This is a genomic window from Vibrio rhizosphaerae (genome assembly GCF_024347095.1).
GTDB classification, from domain to species: Bacteria; Pseudomonadota; Gammaproteobacteria; order Enterobacterales; family Vibrionaceae; genus Vibrio; species Vibrio rhizosphaerae.
In genome coordinates, this window is sequence record NZ_AP024903.1 from 2,893,219 (window position 1) to 2,915,433 (window position 22,215).

At 44.5% G+C, this 22,215-nt stretch carries 18 protein-coding genes; 10 read left to right on the forward strand and 8 right to left on the reverse strand.

The genetic code is table 11. The annotated features are described in order from the left end of the window. Positions 1-55 precede the first annotated feature (55 nt). Positions 56-1,762, forward strand: a complete 1,707-nt coding sequence (locus tag OCV37_RS12605) for a sulfatase family protein (RefSeq protein WP_038182959.1) — start codon at positions 56-58, stop codon at positions 1,760-1,762. Between the two features lie 215 nt (positions 1,763-1,977). Here OCV37_RS12605 and OCV37_RS12610 read toward each other — a convergent pair whose 3' ends face one another. The 5 genes from OCV37_RS12610 to OCV37_RS12630 all read right to left on the reverse strand — a co-directional run bounded on the left by OCV37_RS12610 (position 1,978) and on the right by OCV37_RS12630 (position 8,810). Further along, the gene (locus tag OCV37_RS12610) at positions 1,978-2,508 is read right to left on the reverse strand and encodes a hypothetical protein (protein WP_038182957.1); all 531 of its coding nucleotides are present in this window, start codon (positions 2,506-2,508) and stop codon (positions 1,978-1,980) included. A 60-nt stretch (positions 2,509-2,568) separates the two neighbouring features. Continuing rightward, the gene (locus tag OCV37_RS12615; RefSeq protein WP_038182955.1) at positions 2,569-3,750 is read right to left on the reverse strand and encodes an anaerobic sulfatase maturase; all 1,182 of its coding nucleotides are present in this window, start codon (positions 3,748-3,750) and stop codon (positions 2,569-2,571) included. A 90-nt stretch (positions 3,751-3,840) separates the two neighbouring features. Further along, on the reverse strand, positions 3,841-5,568 hold the full coding sequence (locus OCV37_RS12620) for a sulfatase family protein (protein ID WP_038182953.1): 1,728 nt from the start codon (positions 5,566-5,568) through the stop codon (positions 3,841-3,843). A gap of 269 nt (positions 5,569-5,837) precedes the next feature. After that, positions 5,838-7,118, reverse strand: coding sequence for a hypothetical protein (locus tag OCV37_RS12625; RefSeq protein WP_038182951.1), 1,281 nt, complete (start codon positions 7,116-7,118; stop codon positions 5,838-5,840). Between the two features lie 186 nt (positions 7,119-7,304). Continuing rightward, positions 7,305-8,810 (reverse strand): sulfatase-like hydrolase/transferase, encoded by a 1,506-nt coding sequence (locus tag OCV37_RS12630; protein WP_051680662.1) that lies wholly within the window; start codon positions 8,808-8,810, stop codon positions 7,305-7,307. A 1,002-nt stretch (positions 8,811-9,812) separates the two neighbouring features. On the opposite strand from OCV37_RS12630, the gene OCV37_RS12635 reads away from it, so the two are divergent. Beyond that, positions 9,813-11,267 (forward strand): sulfatase family protein, encoded by a 1,455-nt coding sequence (locus tag OCV37_RS12635; protein ID WP_038183805.1) that lies wholly within the window; start codon positions 9,813-9,815, stop codon positions 11,265-11,267. 69 nt (positions 11,268-11,336) lie between these two features. Here the strand turns inward: OCV37_RS12635 and OCV37_RS12640 are convergent, their stop codons facing one another. Continuing rightward, positions 11,337-12,278, reverse strand: a complete 942-nt coding sequence (locus OCV37_RS12640) for a bifunctional helix-turn-helix transcriptional regulator/GNAT family N-acetyltransferase (protein ID WP_038182950.1) — start codon at positions 12,276-12,278, stop codon at positions 11,337-11,339. Between the two features lie 277 nt (positions 12,279-12,555). Here OCV37_RS12640 and OCV37_RS12645 point away from each other — a divergent pair, with 277 nt between their 5' ends. Next, positions 12,556-13,416, forward strand: a complete 861-nt coding sequence (locus tag OCV37_RS12645; protein ID WP_038182948.1) for an SMP-30/gluconolactonase/LRE family protein — start codon at positions 12,556-12,558, stop codon at positions 13,414-13,416. Between the two features lie 213 nt (positions 13,417-13,629). Here OCV37_RS12645 and OCV37_RS12650 read toward each other — a convergent pair whose 3' ends face one another. Further along, positions 13,630-14,394 carry a DeoR/GlpR family DNA-binding transcription regulator gene (locus OCV37_RS12650; protein ID WP_051680658.1) on the reverse strand — a complete coding sequence of 255 codons (765 nt, stop codon included), beginning with the start codon at positions 14,392-14,394 and terminating at the stop codon, positions 13,630-13,632. A 98-nt stretch (positions 14,395-14,492) separates the two neighbouring features. On the opposite strand from OCV37_RS12650, the gene OCV37_RS12655 reads away from it, so the two are divergent. The 5 genes from OCV37_RS12655 to OCV37_RS12675 all read left to right on the forward strand — a co-directional run bounded on the left by OCV37_RS12655 (position 14,493) and on the right by OCV37_RS12675 (position 18,966). Next, positions 14,493-15,149 carry an SLOG cluster 4 domain-containing protein gene (locus OCV37_RS12655; RefSeq protein ID WP_051680656.1) on the forward strand — a complete coding sequence of 219 codons (657 nt, stop codon included), beginning with the start codon at positions 14,493-14,495 and terminating at the stop codon, positions 15,147-15,149. 80 nt (positions 15,150-15,229) lie between these two features. Further along, a complete protein-coding gene (locus OCV37_RS12660; RefSeq protein WP_038182947.1) occupies positions 15,230-16,006 on the forward strand; it encodes an ABC transporter permease in 777 nt (258 codons plus the stop codon). Further along, complete coding sequence (locus OCV37_RS12665; protein ID WP_038182945.1) at positions 16,006-17,037, forward strand: ABC transporter ATP-binding protein; 1,032 nt, start codon at positions 16,006-16,008, stop codon at positions 17,035-17,037. The genes OCV37_RS12660 and OCV37_RS12665 overlap by 1 nt, the downstream gene beginning before the upstream one ends. After that, positions 17,037-18,116: an extracellular solute-binding protein gene (locus OCV37_RS12670; RefSeq protein ID WP_038182944.1), complete on the forward strand. Its 1,080-nt coding sequence runs from the start codon at positions 17,037-17,039 to the stop codon at positions 18,114-18,116. Before OCV37_RS12665 ends, OCV37_RS12670 begins: the two co-directional genes overlap by 1 nt. 19 nt (positions 18,117-18,135) lie before the next feature. Then, a complete protein-coding gene (locus OCV37_RS12675) occupies positions 18,136-18,966 on the forward strand; it encodes an ABC transporter permease (RefSeq protein WP_051680655.1) in 831 nt (276 codons plus the stop codon). 119 nt (positions 18,967-19,085) lie between these two features. On the opposite strand, the gene OCV37_RS12680 is transcribed toward OCV37_RS12675, so the two are convergent. Beyond that, positions 19,086-20,105, reverse strand: a complete 1,020-nt coding sequence (locus tag OCV37_RS12680; protein WP_038182943.1) for an alpha/beta hydrolase family protein — start codon at positions 20,103-20,105, stop codon at positions 19,086-19,088. Between the two features lie 1,312 nt (positions 20,106-21,417). Here OCV37_RS12680 and OCV37_RS12685 point away from each other — a divergent pair. After that, a complete protein-coding gene (locus OCV37_RS12685; RefSeq protein ID WP_038182941.1) occupies positions 21,418-21,792 on the forward strand; it encodes a hypothetical protein in 375 nt (124 codons plus the stop codon). A gap of 3 nt (positions 21,793-21,795) precedes the next feature. After that, the gene (locus OCV37_RS12690) at positions 21,796-22,215 is read left to right on the forward strand and encodes a hypothetical protein (protein WP_038182939.1); all 420 of its coding nucleotides are present in this window, start codon (positions 21,796-21,798) and stop codon (positions 22,213-22,215) included.

Below are 22,215 nucleotides of genomic sequence, written 5' to 3' on the forward strand. Positions count from 1 at the left end.
TTGTTCTCTTTTTCTTTCAATGTGCACTGCAATATCATGTAAAGAAGGTAATACTATGAAGAAGCTTGCTCCGACACTGATTGCGTTAGCCTGCGCACAGGCTATCGGTAGTTACGCAACGGCTGCCACACAATCCTCAGATTCATCATCGGCACAACGCCCTAATATTGTTTACATTATCGTCGATGACCAACGTTATGATGCGATGGGATTTATCAATCATGAGGCCGTTACACCCAATATGGACAAACTGGCCAAAAATGGGGTGTATTTTAAAAATGCATTTGTCACGACATCTCTGAGCGGACCGAGCCGGGCAAGCATTCTGACCGGGATGTACGCGCACAATCACGGTATGGTCGACAACAATAAGAATCCGGATGTATTCAAACTCCATTACTTCCCAGAAGAACTCAAAAAAGTCGGTTATCAGACAGGTTTCTTCGGTAAATGGCATTTCGGTGGCATTGAAGAGGAAGGTAAACCAGGATTTGCCGGTTTCGATCGCTGGGTCGGCTTTGTCGGTACCAACGCTCAGGGGAACTACTATCCGGTTGATATGTTCGGCAAACCTTCAATGCTCAATGTGGACGGTAAACTGGTTAAACAGAAAGGTTACATTACTGATGAATTGACCGATTACGCCATCAACTGGCTGGATCATCGCGATAAGAGTAAGCCTTTCATGCTTTACTTAGGTCACAAAGGGGTGCATGCCGACTTCCTGCCCGCACCGCGCCACTATGGAAAACTAGCCGGTAAAACGTTCAAAAAACCAGATACTTATGCTAACACGGAGAAAAACTATAAAGGCAAACCGCGCTGGGTGAAAGACCAACGCAATAGCTGGCATGGCGTCGATTATCCGTATAATAGTAATCTGGATCTGGATCAGTTTAAACGCAATTACTACGAAACGCTGATGTCTGTCGATGACAGTGTCGGCCGGGTACAGCAGTATCTGAAAGAACATCATCTGGATAAAAACACCGTGATCATGGTCATGGGTGATAATGGCTTTATGTTTGGTGAACATGGTTTGATCGACAAACGTAATGCCTACGAAGAATCCATCCGCGTGCCGCTGATCGCCGCAGGACCGGGCTTTGATAAAGGCCGAGTGGTTGAAGATGTCGTTGCCAATATTGATATTGCGCCAACCATTTTGGATGCAGCCCATATCAAGATCCCGAATAATTATGACGGGTCTAGCTTCCTGCCGCTGGCTTCAGGCCACAAATCAACGACGCCGCGAAGCAAGTCTTTTGTCTATGAATATTTCTGGGAATACAACTTCCCTTATACACCGACAACATTTGCGATTCGTAATAGCCAGTATAAATATATTCAATACTATGGATTATGGGACACCGAAGAACTCTATGATCTGAAGGCCGATCCGCATGAGAAACATAACCTGATCGACTCTCAGGAGCCCGATATCATTCGTACCAAGGTTGCACTCCGCAAAGAGTTGTTCCAGAAGCTGAAAAATCACGAAGGTAAAAATGTGATCCCTTACAACGAGCAACGCTCCAGAGGTCAAGTTTTCCGTTACAAAGCCACCGGTAAGAAAGCTGCAGACTTCCCGGATCAATGGATGCGTGACTATGATCCGGATGACAAATACTTTGGTTTGCGACCTGATATGGTAGACAAAGCCAAGAAACTAGCCCCACTTTCCGGTTCTTTAAAGCGTACGAAAGAATACATCAAGACGCACTATTTGATGAACCAGAAAAAAGAAGCAACTGAGAAGTAACCTCCCCCACTCGCCCCGCTCCGGAACATCCGGGTGGGGCTATTTACTGAGACTATCCGACCGCCTCCTGTCGCTCTCATTCAGAGAAAGCCCAGCGACTCAAATCACGGCAATCATCCTGTGCTCCTGAGCGAAAAAACATAAAAAAAGGACTGCCGTAGCAATCCTTCTCTCTCATGATTGAAACCACAACTATAGGCAATCCGATGTCTTATTTATTCCGCCAACCAAGGATACATCACCGCAATCAGAGTCCCCGTCTTATCATGACTCAAGGTCACCGAGTCAATACTCACACTCGGTATTTTCAGATAATCCTGAGGATAATGACCCCGCTCAACCCGCTCCTGTACCAACACGGTCGCCGTGTCATTTTGCAGCGCGCTATACGATGGCAGCTTCTCCCGGTAAAAGCGAATCACCTGCTCAACGTCGGCCTCGGTTATAAAGGTCGCAAAAGGCAGAGTCTGGTCTAAGTCATCAAAGTTGATGCCATGATGTTTATGGACGACCATCAGCGCACCGGGATAAATCGGCAATGTCACGGTATCGACCGGCGCTTCTTGAATCTCGGGATTAATCCCCATCTGCTGACGCAATCTTGCCCGGGTTGTTTTCAGCGTCTGAGAAACCGCAGACTGCACCGATGCCGGAGCCGCCTTTACCGACTCTTGTGCCAGTGTCACCGGCGGCAGAGCAAACAGACCACTGAAGGCGAGGCTTGCGATATATACTCGTTTTTTCATTAACTTACCTTTTATTACAACAAATCACCGCATTGACCGGCTGATGAGCCTCACGCCAAGTTAGGCACTCTGAAGAACCCGGCGGATAATTTCCTTCATCGGCGGAACGCAGTGGCTGAAATGAACTTTGTAGCCGTCACACAAATAGTTTTTATTCGGAATACCATTCGATGAAAGTGAGAAGCGATGTTTCGGACACCCACCATGGCAAACTGCTTTCACCGGACACTGCAGACAATCAACGGAGATATCCTTCGATTTACTTTGCGAAAACTGGATCTGCTGTTCACTGTTAACCATCTTGAGCAGATTATTGTGGTGAATATTCCCCAGTTTATTGTCGGGAAAAACAAAGTGATCGCACGAATAGACATCACCGTTCGCTTCTAATGCCAGATTGGCACCACACTCTTCAGAGAAAACACAACTGCCTTTACCACCGATAAGCTGGGTCATGGTCTGCTCAAAATTCATCACAAAATACTGGCCGATGTCATGTTTCTGCCATTCGTCAAAAATGGTATTCAGAAAATGACCATAAGCGGCGGAAGGCACCGTCCACGGGGCAACCTGACACGGATCTGAAAAGTCGGGCTTAATCAGGAACAGGCCGTTGGCATCCGCCTGATTGGCAATCCGCTCGACCAGCGGAATAAACTGCATGTAATGACTGCCGATGGCTTTTAAAGCACGGTAGACTTCCAGCGGTTCATGGACATTATGCTCACTGACTACTGTCAGCGTATTAAATTCGACTTGATATTTTTTCAATAACTCAATGGCTTCAATCACCTTGTCATAAGTATTTTTGCCTGACTTCGTGCGCCGATAGCGATTATGATGCTCGGCGTTACCATCAATAGAAAGGCCGATCAGAAATTGATGACGGTGAAAAAATTTCGCCCAGCTCGGCGTCAGGTTCAGGCCATTGGTCTGGAAAAAGTTATTAATCTGTTTTCCCTGTGCATAACGCTGTTGATACGCCACTGCTTTTTCAAAAAACGCCAATCCAGCCAGAGTCGGTTCCCCGCCTTGCCAGATAAAGTCGATAACCGGTGCCGACTGGGATTCAATATTAGTTTTTACATAGTTTTTCAGCGTCTCTTCATCCATTTGCCAGTTCTGTTTCCGGCTCGGATAAAGTTTCTCCTTCTCCAGATAGAAACAGTATTCGCAATCAATGTTACACACGGAGCCGGTCGGCTTCGACAAGAGCTGAAAATTTTCAATCTGGTTTTGCATCACAGTGTCCTCACGTATTCGATGAGACAGGGCCGTCATACCGACGACAGCCCTGATTCGCTTTGTTATTAATCTTTGTATTGAGACCCGTTATTGAAACGTGTAGCTCTGGCTTGCACTTTCTTTCCAACCATATCTTACGGATTTGAATTCAATTTTATGTACCCCTTGCGGGACTTTGAGTGCCTTGGTATACAACTCCCAGTCTCCGTCATCAAATCGATAACCGATCGATGCGTTCTGAGTCCGGTTCACAATCGAAAATGTCTTGAATAATGGGTTGTAATGACCAAACGGTGCTGCTGTCACGCGCTGTTTACCGTCTTTATCCAGAATCTGTTTCACCATTTCAGACTCAGGCATCAGTGACATATCCACGGCACTGCCATCCCATGCAACCAAAGCCTGCCGCATGGTTGCAAGGACCGCTTTATATTTAGGATCTTGTGCCAGATTATTCAGCTCATATGGATCATTCACCTTGTCATACAGCTCTTCCTGAGGGCGAGGTTCAAACCAGATTTTTTGCTGTTTGTTCAGATGGCCGGCGTCATGCTCCGCCTTCATCGATTGCATAATTCCCAGATTGTTACGGAAATTATTGTCATATCCTCCGGGGATTTCCGTATGCTCGTTATAGACATAACTATAGCGTGCATTCCGGACACTCCGCCCGTATTGAGGTACTCTATCGAAACGATCCCGCCCGGCATAGGTGTATTCGCGCACCGGGGCGTTATCTTTCGATAAATCGACCCCAGTCATATAGTCGGGCACCCGGCTGCCGGAAAACCCAAGAATGGTCGGGGCCAAATCTTCAAAAGAGACCAGACGACTTTCTGTTTGACCGTTTTGTTTCCACCATGTAGGTCGATATTGCTTCGGTACATGCACCATGAACGGTACTTTCAGACCCGAATCATAAAGATCGCGTTTATGCCGCGGAATCCCATCGCCATGATCCGTTGTGACAATCAGAATGGTATTGTCCCAAAGCCCGTCTTTCTTCAGGCCCTGAACGATCTTACCAACCATCTGGTCCATGACTTGGACGTTATCATAATGTCGGGCAATATCTCGTCTGACTTTCGGCGTATCAGGATAATAGGGTTCAAGCTTAACCGCATTCGGATCGGTTGGCTCGATATTGTAATGGGTTCGCAACTTATCCCACCGATTGACCAGCCCCAGCCATTTTTTATCCAGCAGATCGTCCTTGCGGAAAATCCCTGACTCATGCGTAATCTGTGGATTGAGGTGTAAGAAGAACGGTTTGTCATGAAGATCGTAGTTCCGCCACGCTGTCGGCACCATCAAATCATCCATACTTTTATATGAGCCATGCTGATCCCACAACGTGAATGGCCCGATATTCATTGGTCCGCCAGAAAACTGATAGTCGGTTTTGGTATCGTTGTAAGTGAAATATCCGTTAGCACGAAGTAATTCAGGGTAGCCTTTGACTTGTGACTCTGGGACACCAATATATCCGCCACCGGGATAATTGGTCGTGCGCATATGCTGCAAGCCTAGAGTCTGAGGGAATCTGCCCGTAATCACACCCGCCCGGCTCGGTGCAGAGACCGGAGCCATGGCATACACCTGCTGGAATCGGACGCTTTCTTTTGCCAAGGCATCGATGTTCGGAGTTTTTGCAACCGAGTCCCCATAGACACCCCATCTAGGACTCAGATCTTCAGCCATAATCAGGACGATATTCGGTTTTTCAGACTGTTTCTGTGCTGCAAAATCAACCGCATTGACCGTACCGCTGATACTGGCAGCTAACAATGTTAAAGCCAGGACATTTTTCTTCATTTCCTATTCTCCTGAATAGTCAGCAAGTTGCATCGCCCAGAAACAAAAAAACCCAAGCAAAGATATTTCTATCTCTGCTTGGGTCTTGCCTGTCGAAACAGTAACAATCCGTGCGAATACAGCTAGCCTACGTTTCTATTGTGTAAATAGCAATTACGGGCCATTTTATCTGTGATTGCTATCGCCTTTCTTCGGTAATCAACCCTGATGAATAAAACCACCGGAATAAACCATTTCCGGTGGCAATCATCTCAGTGCACCGATAGAACTTAAAAATTAAACCGGGACTCGAGATACATCTGATCGTCACCTTTATCACTCATGACTTCAGAAATTGCGATGGTGGTTCTACGATTGATAAAATACTTCAGTTGAAGTTCAAAAGCTTTATCAAGCTCATCCACATTCACAATGATCGTCGGAGAGAATCCTTCACCGTTTTCAGGAAGCAGGCTGTAGGTTACATTCGCAGATGCACCCAGCCCTTTGGTGGCATATCCTTGGTTACGGATAATATCGCCATTTTCATGATCATCCATTTTCGAATAAGAGAAGTTCCAGGACATACGTTGTGCCTTCGCAAACTGCTTATACCCGTAGAATGTATAAGTCAGCAAATTCTTATCGGTCCGTTCAAAGTTAGTATCAGAATTGGAGTGGTAAGAATCTTTGGTCTTCGCGCCGCGATTCCCCATGATTCCCTTACTACCGACAAAAAGACCCGGCTGACCATTATGAACCGCCAGATAGGCACCGTAGGAATCAGCTTCATACGAATAAATATCTGCCGTCTGATAACCGAAATCCATCCCCATAATGTCAGAATCTACATCGTAGGAAGCATACACATACAGGTTATTGTCATAGTGGCTGTCGTAAATAATTTTCCCTGCATTTTTTATCCCTCTTTCTGACTGGTTGTTATACAAACCCGTCACAGCGACATCGTTGGAGAACGAGGCCATCGTCGCTGTATATTTACCATAGCCCAGAAAGCCCCATACAGAATCTTCAAAACCGACTCGGAATTGGTCAATCTTCTGCTTATCATCAAAATTATCGAAACGATCGATGACCTTATTATTTTCATCAGCCCAATTTTCCTGAGCCTCCAACCGCACATCACCGACAAACCCGATCCGATCGGTCAGGGCAGTATAGCCCCGCATGCGCATCATCACTTTAAAATAAGCTTTTTCATAATCAGTGTGATCCGTTGATGTGTTATAGCCGCCTTTTAAGAAGCCGTTAAAATACCACCGGGAATTTTTATCTAGGTTGGTTAAAGGCTCGATTGTTGAACCTATTTTCTTATAGTTTTTGACAATATCGGAGTCCCATTTGGTTGTGTCACTCTTTGCATAAACATTATGACTTAGCCCACATGCTATCGCGAATGCTAAAATTGTAATATTCTTCATATCTTTCAAACCCCTATTAATAAAAAAACCCGCCAGACGGTTATAAATAACCATCTGGCGGGTTTTGCCTGCAAATACAGTAGCAATCCAAGAACAATAATAAATAAATATTCTAAAATAAAAACCCATTGATACATTTAATGTGATTTAAAGCAAGAAATATTTTTATCAATAAAAATGAATTACAATATGAACACAATGACACTTCAACAAAAAGTCAAAGAATGGGGTTATTTAAGCATGCCATTAAATAAAAATATCAAAGCAGAAAAAGAATGAAGATAATTCCTTCATCCTTTTTCTGACTCATTCGATTTAATTATTAGGATTAAATAATGGCGCTTTAGGCTTCGGCATATTCTCTTTAAATTGCTTCGCCGCCGACAGAACTTTTGCCAACACTTTCGGAGAACTTTGTGCAAGGTTCGTTGTTTCACTCGGATCATCTTTGAGGTTGTACATGGTCGGTTCATTCAACCAAACAATCCCTTTTCTACCTTTACGTTCACCGAAGACAACCTTATAGTCACCCATCCTAAATGCCGTAAACTGCCCCAGAACATAATAAGGCATGATCGTTCTGGCACTCTTATCCCCTTTCAACCATGTTTTACTGATATCAAATCCATCGAGATCTTTGACCGGATGATGGGTGCCAGTAAGAGACATAATTGTCGGCAGGATATCCAGCGTACTACCGATGCCATCAACGACTTCATTTTTCAGATGACCTTTCCAGTTGACGATAAACGGCACTCTCATTCCGCCTTCATACTGGGTACCTTTCGCATCTCTCAAATTTCCTTTTTGGCCAGCCAGCCCCCATTTGTTCCACATCCACCAAGGGCCATTATCTGAAGTGAACATCACGATGGTATTATCCGCCATCCCTTGTTTTTCCAGCTGATCCATGATTTGTCCGACCGACCAGTCAATTTCCAGCAAGATATCACCATAGCGGTTGTGACCTTTACCGACAAACTCAGGTGAACCAAACAAAGGGGTATGCGTCTGCGGATAAGACATGAACATGAAAAATGGATTTTTTTGGTTCTTATGATCGGCAATATAATCTTTGGCACGACTGGTAATATCTTTGGTAAAGGTTGCCTGTTTCATACCGCCGGGAACCTTATAATCAATATATTTGCCGTTGATAGTATCTTTGGACTCATAAGACATATACAAAGGGACATCCCAGTATTCTTGCTTCGGCAGAATATAAGCAGGCATGCCCTTCACCCAGGCATCATGTGCCGCTTTCAGATCCTTTTTCATCAACGCATTCATTTCTAACTGATTTGGTGTGAGCGTTGAATAACGGTCATTACTGGCAGGAATACCATACCACCAGTCAAATCCATGACGAGTCGGAAACGAGTCAGAATTGCTGCCCAAATGCCATTTCCCGTACATCACCGTGTCATAACCATTGGTCTTGAGTGAGTCGGCGATCGTAACTTCGGAGTTCGGGAAACCATCCGGGTCACCTTCAATAAATACCCCCGGCGCAGTTGTACCATATAGGCCGGTTTTGGGCCCTAACCTTCCGGTTAACAGACCGCCGCGACTCGGAGAAGAAATCGGTGAACTCACATAAAAGTTTGTCCAGCGCTGGCCGGTATTGGCAAGTTTGTCCAAGTTTGGCGTTGGGGTTTTACTGCCTTGCAAGCCAATGTCCGCCCACCCCATATCGTCAGTAAATAAAATAATAACATTGGGTTTTTCTGCGGCATGCTGACTTGCCATGGCTGAAGGCGTCAGACTGGCCAGACTGGCAATCGCAACGCTCACTCCGATTGCAATATTTTTTATCTTCATGTTTTGAGTACCTTATTTATATCAATTTTATACCAAGTATTATTAGTGAATACTTTATATGGTTATATATGCTCAATGCTGACATGAGTGATATATAGCACAAGTAAAATACCTTTAAAAAATAACGCACACGTCAGAGACTCTGCTTATAAAAACAGTCTTCTCTGATATCAATACATCAATATTTTTATCCCATAATGTATTTACATATACTTATATTTAATAAACTATGCTGTTTCTATACACCTTGTCTCTTAAGCAAACAGATTAATAAAAGTCCTCACAAGGCACCTTGACACTCAATAAAAATAATCACACTCGATAACGACCGAAATCATTAAAAAATGAACACCCTATTTGCTTCATTCATTCTATTTCAGTTTAAAGTCACAGTATTAATATCAAGTTCTGTTTACTTTATTTAAAATAAAAAAAAACCTAAATCCAATCAAATCCAAATAATAACGCTCAATCGGATCTGATTGGATTTAGGTCTTGCCTGCAACCCTGCAGTAACAATCCATATTCGCAATCAATATAATTTTAAAATAACAACTAATTTAAGCGAAGCAAATACAATCTACCAGATTGTGATATGTATCGATAAACAGAAAAGTAAGCCACAGTTAATGTGATCATCAGCATGTTTTGACTTCATTTTCTTGACTAGTCTATTGAAAAGATAAAATTATTAGCTCTATTTTTATCATTAAGCAACATCAGTGTCCTACCCATGTTTATATTTTTGGCAACGACACAAATACACTAAAATACTGATTTTAAAGGATTGTTACTGTACATCGTACAGGCAAAACCTGAATGAGCAAGAATACCAGGCTCATTCAGGTTTTTTTTTGGCACAAATCAGGACATAGCACCGCACTCATGTAATGACTGATAAGAAGATCACTTCGCTTTTTATGAATCATAAGCATCTTTTGTGCGAATGAATAATGTTCATGTTGTTTTCATCCATTCTCATAAGAGAAATTAAAGATGCCCATGACTAAATTAAGAAAATCTCCTTTGGCACTTGCAATATACATGATGGCAGCACCTGTGTTTGCTACATCAACCAATACAGAACAAGAGAGTCAACCAAACGTATTGATGATCGTCGTCGACGATCTGGCTTTACCGGATATCTCTGCTTACGGGCATGATCTGGCACCAACACCAAACATCGATAAGCTTGCTCAAGACGGAGTCCTGTTTACCAATGGTTATGTCGCAGCATCGGTTTCAGCCGTTTCTCGGGCTGCGATTCTCACGGGACGCTCACCACAACGTTTCGGTTTTACTTACAATATTCATGACAAAAAAGATGCGGACAAAGGCTTACCGGCTGATGTACCAACGATCGGTGAGCGACTCAAAACACACGGTTATAACACCAATGCTATCGGTAAATGGCATCAGGGGTTCAACGACGAGTTTTACCCGACCAACCGGGGGTTTGATGACTTCTACGGCTTCCTGACCGGTGAATCCATTTATGCCAGTCAAAATACACCGGGAATCGTGACAACCCCCACCAAATTTGACGCCCGAAAAAAAATGTCTTACGACCATCGCGAGCCGCGTCAAAGTGTATTCAAAGGGAAAGAACGGAAAGTTGTCAACAATCTGAATAAATACTTAACTGATGATTTTACTGATGTCGCGATTCAATATCTGAATAGCCAAGAGGATAAGAAAAACCCATTTTTCCTCTATCTGGCTTATAACGCGCCCCACTATCCGCTACAGGTACCACAAAATTATTACGACAAATTCAGTGATATCAAAGATCCGGTCAGACGCACGTATGTCGCCATGATCAGTAATCTGGATGACAATATAGGTCGTGTCATGGAAACACTGGAAAAAACCGGACAAGATAAAAATACGATGATCTTCTTTGTTTCCGACAATGGGTGTCCGATCCAATTCGGATTCTGCGACTGTAGTGACCCCCTAGGCTCCGGCAAATTTACCTATGTTGAGGGTGGCGTTCATGTACCGTACATCTTTAGCTGGAAAGGAAAAGTTAAGCCGAATCAACGCGTTGAATCTCCGGTTTCATCTATCGATATGGTGTCGACCATTCTGTCTCATGTGGAAAAAAATAAAGATCTTCCCGCTGAACTCGACGGACTGGATCTCCTCTCGGTTATCAACGAGCCCGAAGCATATAGCGACCGAAAACTCTTCTTCTCTCAGACACCATTGCACGCAATGCGGGACGGTAAATACAAGCTTTGGATCTCCGACGACCAACAAAGCACAGAACTTTACGATCTGGAGAAAGATTCAGGAGAGCTGCACAACATCGCCACTGAGCATCCGGAGATCACGCAAAAAATGCAAAAAGCGCTTCAACAATGGAATCAAGAAAATCCAAAACCGTTGTGGAATATGCATCGCACTTTCCCCGGCTGGAAAACCTGTACAAAAGATACGGAAGGCGTTTATTAACACCATCTCGCCTAGACATACCGTTGTGTAACCATTTTCGGATGGTTACACACACAGAAATGATTTAATTTAAGGGTGAGCTCTCATAAAACGTAATTCAGTCATCGCTTTTCCCCATTGCTCACCCACGTATTGTTCAATACGTGAAAACCCATATTTCTCGTAGAGATGGTGCGCAGCTTCCAGCCCTTCAACAGTGTACAGATGCGTTTCATCAAAACCCGATGCATCCACGAATGCTAAAGCAGCCGTCAGAAGCTGATGGCCGACACCGGTTCCTCTGGCTTTGTCATCCACAATAAACCAGCGTAAATGAGCTTTCCCCGGCCCTAAATCTTCTCCGTCAATGGCAATCGAGCCTACAATCTCTTCACCCAGTTTGGCGACCCATATTTCATTGTGAGCATGATCTAAACGGCCACAAAACTCCGCGAGCCCGCTTGCGACCGCAGATTCAAATGGCTGCCCAAAGCCAGTTTCTCTTGAATAATAAGCGCTATGCATTGCCGTTATTTGGGCAATCAGGCCATGACAATAGCCCGTGGATATTTTAATTTCAGGACGCCGATTGGCGACACTCAATCGGCCGGATAAAGCATCCGCATACAACTGAAGCCCGTCGATAATCGTTTTTTCTTGCTGCCGATTCAGGTGGTTGAGCGCTTCAATCACCTGATGTTGTGCAAACGCATGTATGGCAGCGACCCGTTTTTGCCCGGCGGGAGTGAGTTTCAGTTGTTTACTTCGGGCATCACGGGTATGAGGCTCTTCTTGAATATCCCCGGTGGCCATGAGTTTACGTAACATCCGACTGACAGATGATTTTTCTAATTGAAGACAATCACTTAAATAACGCGCAGTGACACTCTCACCATTTTCGATCTCCATTAAAGCATGCACAGCAGAAGGCGATAAATCGGTTCCTGCAAATGGTCCACCCATAAATCCGAGCTGTCGAACCAGCTGTCGTGATGATGCACGAATCGCATCGATATCTGAATTTGAAATCATACTCGCCCCACTTAGTTGTATAATACAACAATATGGTCAATAGATAGATATGTCAACTCGTTGCAACAAAAACACGATTCAAACGGCTTCTGTTTTGCGCAAGGAGACCATATTATGGTGCTTGAACAGCAACTCAGTGCGTCAAACGCGTTATGACCGTCAGTTGCTGAACGATAAACCGAAGACCTTGCCAATCTTTTTCGGGGTTTCTGCACAAGACACTCAGCAAGCCTGACGTTAAAGGATCAACGCTGACTTTTATTCAAAGGAAATTTACATGTTTACAATTGCAGCCGATGTCAAAAATGAGCTGGGAGAATGCCCGCTCTGGTGCGAGAACACGCGCAGCCTGTACTGGACCAATATCAAAGGCAGTGAACTGCTTGCCATGCAAGTGGATAATCATGTGGTCAGGCACTGGCCGTTACCGGAAAAACTCGGCTCGTTTGCCCTGACGGATAAGGCTGACATGTTGCTGATGGGCATGGTCACCCAGCTCGGCTTTTATCATCTGAATACCGGGACATTTAACCCGCTGGTGGCATCACCGGGAGCGCCGGGAACCCGAATCAACGATGGCCGTTGTGACCGTTCCGGCAACTTTGTTTTTAGTACCATACATGAAGGGAGTCCAATTCAGCCGGTGGGGAAATTTCACCGACTGAATGCCGACACTCTGGAAGTCGAAACACTGGCACTCCCCGATGTGTACATCCCGAATAGTATCTGCTTCAGCCCGGATGGCGGCACCATGTACTACACCGATTCGAAACTGGGCCGGATTTTCTGCTGCGATTATCCTTCGCTCAAAAATCAGCGTGTTTTCGCGGAGACAGAGGGCTCAGAAGAACCTGACGGATCATGTGTGGACGCCGAGGGTTACGTATGGAATGCCAAATGGGGCGGAAGCCGGGTTGTCCGTTACCGTCCCGATGGCACGGTCGACAGTATCCTGACCTCGCCTGCTGCTCAGCCAACCTGTCCGGTTCTCGGCGGAGATAATTTCGCGACCTTATACTGCACCAGCGCACGAGTCGGACTCTCAGCCCCTTCTGAATATGACGGCACGTTGTTAAAAGCAGTGTCAGCCGTTGCCCCCGGTTTGCCGGAAAGTCGTTTTGTGGTCAAATTACGATAGGCAAAGAGGAAAAAAGCGCAAGGCGGTGAGCGGTGAAGTCACAACCCCTGACGGCTTCTCCTCACACAATCATGACTCACGGAACTATCCACTCACGGAACTATCACTCATAGAACCATGCGACGATCATCGCCAGATCGGCAAAAATGATGGCTTCGTGAAGTCTTGTGGCCGAAAATATCGAGAAAACGGCCTTTCGGACAGCTCGATGATTCAGTCCCCGGCAACGACGAATTCTGTGCCAGCCTTTTTAAACAACGCTTGGTAATCCGGTTCCGGGCAGATATCCGTAATACAAAGATCAAACTCAGAGAGATGCGCGATTTTTAAAGCGCCCCGTTTACGAAATTTTGATGAATCAAGCAACAAAATACTGCGTGTTGCGGATGACATCATGGCCTTTTTTACCGCAACTTTTTCCATATCGAAATCTAAAACATTGCCCAATGAATCCAGACCAGAAGCACAAATCAGTGCACAGTCTGCAAAATAGCTGCGAATTTCATCGCAGGTTTTCGCGCCGGTCAGAGAGCCATCGGCACCTCGCAAAGTACCACCGGTCACAATCACATTATGTTCACTCCCATGTGCTGCAAAAATCATGGCCGCAGATAAGTTATGAGTCATAATTTGTCGCCCCGGCAACAGCGCCATTGCCGATGCCACCCGGTCACACGTCGTGCCCGTATCAATAAAACAGCTCTCCGTCGGTTCCAGACATGCTAACGCGGCTTTAGCAATGACCGATTTAGCGTCCGTCATCATTTCAGATTTAAATCGATACCCCAACCGCACGTCGGTATCCGCTTCAGTCACTCCGCCATGAAAACGCTGCAAGAGATTTTCATCACACAATTTTTTCAGATCGCGCCGAATGGTGGGCTGTGAACAATCCAGCTTTTTGGCTAAAAACTCGATCGAGGCATACCCTTGCTGGCGAACAATTTCTAATAATTTCTGGTGTCGGACCCGGGACAATTGATGATCTCCAAATTGTCATAATGAACGTTTATGCTCAAATCTACCAAAATTCACACCCTTTGTGATTTATTCTGCTTAAGAGTCATAAAAAATTCATGAATACATTGTTTTCTCTCGAAATAACAACCAACCGTCTTTACTGTAATGGTAAAGCGACACTGATTCGTCTTATCGATGCGGATAGTGCATTTGCTCTGAGACTGAAAGAGTGCCTGAGTCAGCAAGAGGTCCTAAAACTCATCCGCGACTTTCCCAATGAAGTTCAGATCCCCCCGGTCGGTGTGATTGGCCCCAAAGAGGCGACAGACGCTCAATATCAATGCGCACAGACCCTTGGACATATGCTTGCCAGTCTTGGGCTTTGTGTCATTTGCGGCGGACGAAACGGCTCAATGGAAGCTGTTTGTAAAGGCGTCTATCAGGCAGGCGGGAAATCGATCGCTCTGCTTCCCGGCGATAGTTGGCTGGAAGCGAACCCTTACGTGACTATCCCTGTCGTCACCAATATGGGGCCAACCAGAAACTCATTAATCGCTCAGACCGCTTTTGCCCTGATTGCAGTTGGCGGCGGTTACGGCACTCTGACAGAAATGGCCTATGGTCTGCATTACGATAAAGCAGTATTTGCCACCTGCGACGCACCTCAAATTAAAGGCGCCCGATACGACACTGATCTTGAGGCCATTGTAACCAATATATGCAACATCTTATTTGGTGATCTGTCATTCAATGAACCCGCGATCGCGCCATAAACAAACCTTAAACAATACGTAATCAAAATGTCATCGCACAGCATCATGATCACAAACAATCAAATTGAACGATTGTTGTCATGAAAAAGATTACGTCTATTTACATTATTTATTTGTTGCTACCAATTCTCCTTTTGGCAGTCGGCTCCTTTGGACAAAGTTGGGTCAATACGCTGCTGCCAAACGGATTTACCTTCGACTGGTATCGTCAGATATTGCAGTCAACCGCTTATCTTAATGCGTTATTGATGAGTCTGCAGGTCTGTATCGCCGTCTGTCTGGTTAATTTATTGGTGGTGACACCGGTGGTGTACTTACTCCAGTTAACGGATAGTTTGCGATTAAATAAGATCTCCCGCATGTCAGCACTCATGCCGATAGCGGTTCCGGAACTGGTGATAGGTTTTGGTTTCATCCTTGCTTTCACCTCAGATGCGCTGCCCTGGCTCGGCACCACGTGGGTCCTGATTCTTGGTCACTGGGTGCTGACATTCCCTTATTTTTTCTTCAGTCTGTCGGCGGATATTGAGAAGTCCCCCCTCAAAAGTCTGGACCGAGTCGCGCAGTCTTTCGGCGCATCATCTGTCCGGCGCTTTGTCACCGTCTTTTTGCCTCTGGCATCACAATCACTACTGACCGGCCTTTTGACGGTAGCAGCGATTTCATTGGGTGAATTTCAACTCAGCAACCTTATCGCCGGATTTATGAACCGGACTTACCCCACCTTGTTACTACAGGCTTTCTATGGCGCGACGGGGCTTGCTTGTGCCGCCACGATGATTTTACTGGTGCTGGCAATAACCATGTCACTACTCTCCAGTCTTCCTCACGGATCAAATGCAAGGAGTCACAGCTAATGATTGAATTTCGCTCCGTCTCTTTTACGTATCCCGGTAGTGATGTCGGTGTACATGATATTTCGTTATCGGTGAACAATGGTGAATTACTGGCTATCCTTGGTAAAAGTGGCTGTGGAAAAACCACGTTACTCAAACTTCTGGCCGGATTTGAACAGCCAAGTTCAGGACAAGTCATCATTCATCATCAAGATCAATCGGGCATTCCATGTTCGCAACGCCGTCTTGGCATTGTATTTCAGGACTATGCACTCTTTCCGCATTACAACGTTTTAAAGAATGTCATGTACCCGCTCAAAATCAATAAAACGGCCAATGCCCGGGAGAAAGCAATGGCGATGATCGAGCTGGTTGGTCTTGGGGGGATGGAAAACCGAATGCCTCACCAGCTTTCCGGAGGACAGAAACAACGTGTGGCACTGGCTCGCGCTTTGGTTTTCGAACCGCAAGCGCTGCTGCTGGATGAACCCCTGTCGGCACTCGATGCGTCCCTCCGTCAGGAAATGCGCGACGAAATTGTCAAAATCCAAAAAACACTCAATATCACGACCTTTTTGATTACGCATGATCAGGAAGAAGCCATGAGCATGGCCGATCAGGTTGCGGTGATGGAAAATGGTCGAATTCAGCAATGTGGTCAGCCGTTGACGATTTATCACCACCCCAATTCCGTCGCCGTGGCTCGCTTTGTCGGTAAAGCCAATATTTTATCCGGCACAACAGCACAAAACGGTCTGATCAAAACTGCGTTGGGTGATCTTCGCTTACCACAAACAGATTTGATGGCAAATCAGTCCGTTCAGTTAGTGATCCGACCGGAACAAATTATTGCAGCACCAGATACCACAACACCCAACCAATTTGCAGTGGAAGCCATCGAACAACAGCAATTTCTCGGCCATACCATGGCTTACCGACTACGCGTCAGTGGCCAGCCTCTTGATGTATATACCCCTTATTTAACGACACCATTAACCCGAATCGCCATTCCTGCCGAATCGGTTCATGTGATTGAAAACGGAGACTTTTGATGAAATCTTTCAAGACTACGCTCGCGGCAACCTTACTGGCACTGTTACCCGTGTGCAGCAGTATGGCTCAAGCCCTAAAAAGCCCGGAATTGTACCCGGGAGAACAAGCTCAATACGACAAAGCCACCAAAGAAGGCATGGTGGTTTCATTTGACACCGGCCCGACTTGGGCGAACTGGGGCACGATGTTTAAAGCATTCAAAAAACGCTATCCGGGGATGGAAATTGTTTACAATGATTTGGGGTCAGCAGCAACGGTTGTTGCGCTGGAGAAATCTAAACATCGCCCTCAAGCCGATACAGCATATTACTTTGGCGCATCAGCAATTGATGCGAGTAAACGACATCTTCTGAGTGGATTCAAACCCGTTAACTTCAATAAAATTCCTCAGGTTTTTAAAGATCCGGATGGCAAATGGTTCACCATTCATACTTTAAATGTGGCGTTTCTGGTGAATAAAAAACTGGTTAAACATGTGCCTGCGTCTTGGGCCGATTTACAGAAGCCCGAATACAAGAACAGCATCGTTTATCAAGATCCCCGAACGACTGGTCAGGGACAAGTTGTTGTTTTAGCCGCAAATGATGCCCAAGGCGGTGATATGTCCAATGTCGCTCCTGGCGCGCAATACTTTGGCCACTTAAAAACCATCGGTAATACTTTACGAGTGGTCGGAACCACACCATACGCACAGTTCGTTAAAGGTGAAATTCCGATTTGGATTGGTTACGAAAACGATGGTCTGAAAGCGATGATGAAAGATGGTATGGGCGAGAACGTCGCGGTCATCATTCCCAAAGAGGCTTCGCTTGCCACACCTTATGCTATCTCAATGGTAAAAAATGGGCCGAATCCTGAATCAGCGAAATTATGGCTGAATTTTGTGATGTCTGAAAAGGGGCAATCCATTTTTGCAGAGGGCTTTGTTCGTCCGGTACTGACAGAGATGCCCCTGCCAAAATCAGTCCAGGATAAGTTAGTGAAAGCGCCTCAGATTCACCCTCTGGACCTTGAAGCCGCGGCTAAAATCAAACCACAACTTGATAAGCTGTGGGCGAAAGCGGTCCTCACTCACTAATTATAATAAGGATAAAACTGTGAAACTTGTAAAATGGGTGCGTTGGCTCACCGTCACTCCCGGATTGCTTGGTTACGGCCTGTTTTTCATTTTTCCTGTGATGTTAGTTTTTTCTGAGGCGCTTTCCGCGCCTCTCGAAACCTTCAATCGCATGATTTCTGATAGTTACCTCGTGGGAAGTATCCAAGGGAGTCTCTTTCTTGCACTCGCCACATCGGCAGGCTCACTCACCGTTGCCCTGTGTATCGCCCGATTTTTAAGCCAGTGCCACCCTGTCGTCCGACAGTGGTTAAGCGTGGGGATTGCTCTCCCATTAGTCTTTAGCGGGTTGATTGTCGCCTACGGTTTTATTCTCACTTTCGGAAGAGCAGGCTTTGTAACGCAATTGCTCGGCCATGTCGGTGTCCCGGAATCCGTGTTCGGTAATCTGATTTTTACACCCTTTGGGCTGGGGCTGGCGTATTGCTACTACCTGATCCCCAGAGCCGTATTTATTTTGCTCCCCGTCATGTTAAATTTTGACTGGCAGCAAATGAAGGTTTCCGAAAGTTTCGGCGCTTCAAAATGGCAAAGCTACCGCTACATCTTTATCCCTCAGCTTTACCCGGCGATGATCACTTCACTATGTGTCATGGTCTCGGTGGCACTCGGAGCATATGGGACCGCATTAGCGCTGTCCGGCACCCAACTGAATATATTACCTCTCACGCTTTACAGTAAAATATCTGATGGCGGGACCGATTTCCCGGTCGTAGGCATGTTATCTATCGTTTTGGTCGCCCTGTGTATTGCGTTTACTTATCTGGCAGAATGGTTTAAACGTCGCTATGAATTCGCAGGTTCGTCATAGTTCAATATAAATCAAATCGTTAAAGATCCATTGACTCTGTTGTTTGAATAACAATGTATTTGAATAACGATCTCGTTTGAATCACAACGGCTCCTGTGAGTTGGTACTATGAATTGGTACTAATTGGGGCATTGCTGATCTTTAATCCAATGAGCCATTATATTAAAAGCATTGGGTGAATATGAGTAACGACCGAATAACACAAACAGGTATTCTTTCCATACAGGCCATTGAGATGACAGTTGATAGTCGAAAAGTTCGCTACGGAGAAGGCCGTGAGTGGCGTTAGGTAACTGTTTTATACATCGGGATACATCACGGGGAAGCAGTCTGTGCCAAACGTCAACTGTCTCCGTGTGATCGACATTTCGGTCCTGTTCTCCCATCAGCAACAAGGTAGCTGTATGCATCTCAGATATATCTTTTCTTGCATCAGACTGTGAATTACGCCGTTCAAAATCGGCTCTGGTACAAATAGAGGCACAGGGTTCGCTAGCTTTTGCGATGCTGAACTGTTCGTTAAATGCCAGTTCAGCTTTTTTCTGAGCTTCTTTTATCGCGTCAACAGCGTAATGCTCTAGTTTAAGTCGTTCTCCGGTGTAGTAAATGCTTTGACTTCGCCAGTTGATTGCGGCACCGACAAGAACAGCAAAATCAGTTTTGGTTAACTGACTCGCCTTAGGAACAACCCAACCCGCCTGAGAAAAACCAAGATACCCGCCACGACTATTTCTCAGTTCAGGCAGTTCTCTAAGTTGTTTCATCGCTGTGGCGGCCTCAACCGAACGATCGAACATCGTCTGAGCGAACCAATTGCCTGAGCTAAGGCCAACACCCGGCTTATCCCAAGAATAAACAGCAATACCATTTGATACCAGAAAACGAACCAATGGGACATAGCCTCCGTTTGACCAGCGATCTTGTGGTCCATCGCCGTGAATGAAGACAACAAATGGCGGGGAAACAACATGAGGCGGAAGGATCAGTGTTCCACTTAAAACGTCACTGCCATGAGTAAAAGATAACGTTCTCTGAGTGCCAGTGTTTTCTAATCCAAAAGTCAAAAAACGGAACACCATGAAAAGAAAGATTAAAACCACCAACAATAACAGAGATTTTTGCGACTTATATTTAATCATCAGATTACTCGACCTCTTTTCATCTCATTGCACTCACTCAAACCTGAAATATACATCAAGACACGCAGCAACTAATTACGGGATGTTTACAGTATTGGAAAAACTCTAAAACCGTGGCCAATTTTAGTTGACCACTACACCCAAAAGTAAAAAAGATTTATGCGGTTTTAGCAAAGAAATTAGCAGTTAACCTAAAAAATAGACACTTTCAGAAAAAATATTTATTTTTACTCCAGAAAATACCACCGAACTCCAGAAAAATCCCAGCAACTTCCAGTCAACGCCCAGAACATTTTATTAATTCATTTAAAATCAATCATTTATGATAATTTGACATAAGTTTAAAAAAGTTTAGCCTACAAAAATAACAAGTAATGAAGGAGAAATTTATGAAAGATTTTTCAGAGGCATTAATACTATTTTTAGGCGTTATAGAGGCCGTAATTCGTCTTATTAAGATCATAAAAAGTAAGAAACCGTAGCCCTGCAAGATTAAATAACAAAAACTTGCAATATTAAACAAAATAACCTTTTAAATCATAGCGATAATATCGGAACACATAATATCTCAGCTATTGATGGGGCAATTTTACTCAACAGATTCACTTCTATTTTCATGTTTATGCCGCAAATAAAACGATAGTATGCACAACAAAAAGTGGCGGCCTATAATTAAGAAATAGTAGGTCAAGAACTAACACAACTTATATGATCAAAACGAATTTGGGGGAATTTTCGATTTATAAATGGCAGCGTACCGATGTGAACGCTGCCATTCTAGTATGATACTTTAATACTCAGTATGAATCTTTATTACTTAGTATGAGTCTTTATTCCTCTCCTACACAACAATTGTAGGAAGGTAATAAAGTATCATTCTCAGAGTCGCTGAAAGCCTTGTGCTGCCGTATGATTTTGGTGGAGCAAGAAAATAAAGTATCATACTACTTGAGTTTTACCTATTTCAAAGTTACCGACAACAAGTAATAAAGTTTCATACCATTTGTCATATTGATTAATTTGTATATAAAGCAAGAAGCAATAACTGCTGAATTAAGTCTAAGCATACCTCTTCTGATTTTCTCTCAATAACTAAAAATATTCTCTCAATGTCATTAAAAACGTGAATGAAACCCCTTGATATGAGAGCATAGTTATATCGTGTTGGCTTATCGCTGGCAGTACCGGCTGATATAAACGATTAACTATCTAAACGCAGCCTTGGTATAACAAGTAAACTAAATGGTTCAAGTCTAATGAATTATGGCAGGGCAAGGTGTGCTGTGGAATCATTAGCAATGGAAAATCACTAATGGATACAATACAACTAGCGCTAGACCTAGCTCTTTTAGGAGAAGCAACAAATGCTAACTATACAGTCGTTACTTTTGGTCTGGCTGCTGCAATATTTGGCTTATTAATTATAATGCTAGATTTCTGCACATCAAAAACTACAAATAAAAATAGCCTATTGAAGCTATCATATAATGGATTCTCAGGGATTGGAGTCTTTTTGTTATGGGGGATTGGCGCTGGCATCGCAGGATTAGTTGGCGCAGCTGCTGACATTTTTGAGATTAGCCGCACTGCCAGTGTTTTTGTTGGTGCCGGTTGGCCTGTTGTGTTACCAAGACTGCTAGCTTCTGCAAACCAAGACCTTTCTCGAGAAAGAGTTCCTACGGAGTAATTTATGCTGAATTTTTTATTAGGTCGCTCTAATTTTAATAGAAAGGAGCAAGTTATCGAGTCAATTCGAACTTTCGAAAGATTCAGTGAATGTGAGGATATTGAAAAGGCTGATGCTCTACTCATGTTCAAAAGTGACACACAACAATGCTGGTTAGTATTTACAAACCTCCGCATGTACTTTGTCATTGATGACACAGAAAAATCACTACTAAAAACTCTATGGGCTCGTGATAAAGAAAATATCGTTGTTGATGGTCGCATAGATCTTCACCTTAAAGAGGTTCCCTACTCAAAAGAAACGGGTAAACTTTACTTTGGTAAAATGAATAATAGTGTGCTTTACACTCATTCTCTATTTAGTCATGCCAGTCTTTCTGGGATTATTCTGGCGCTGGCTAACAGGTATTTCTTAGAAAAATAA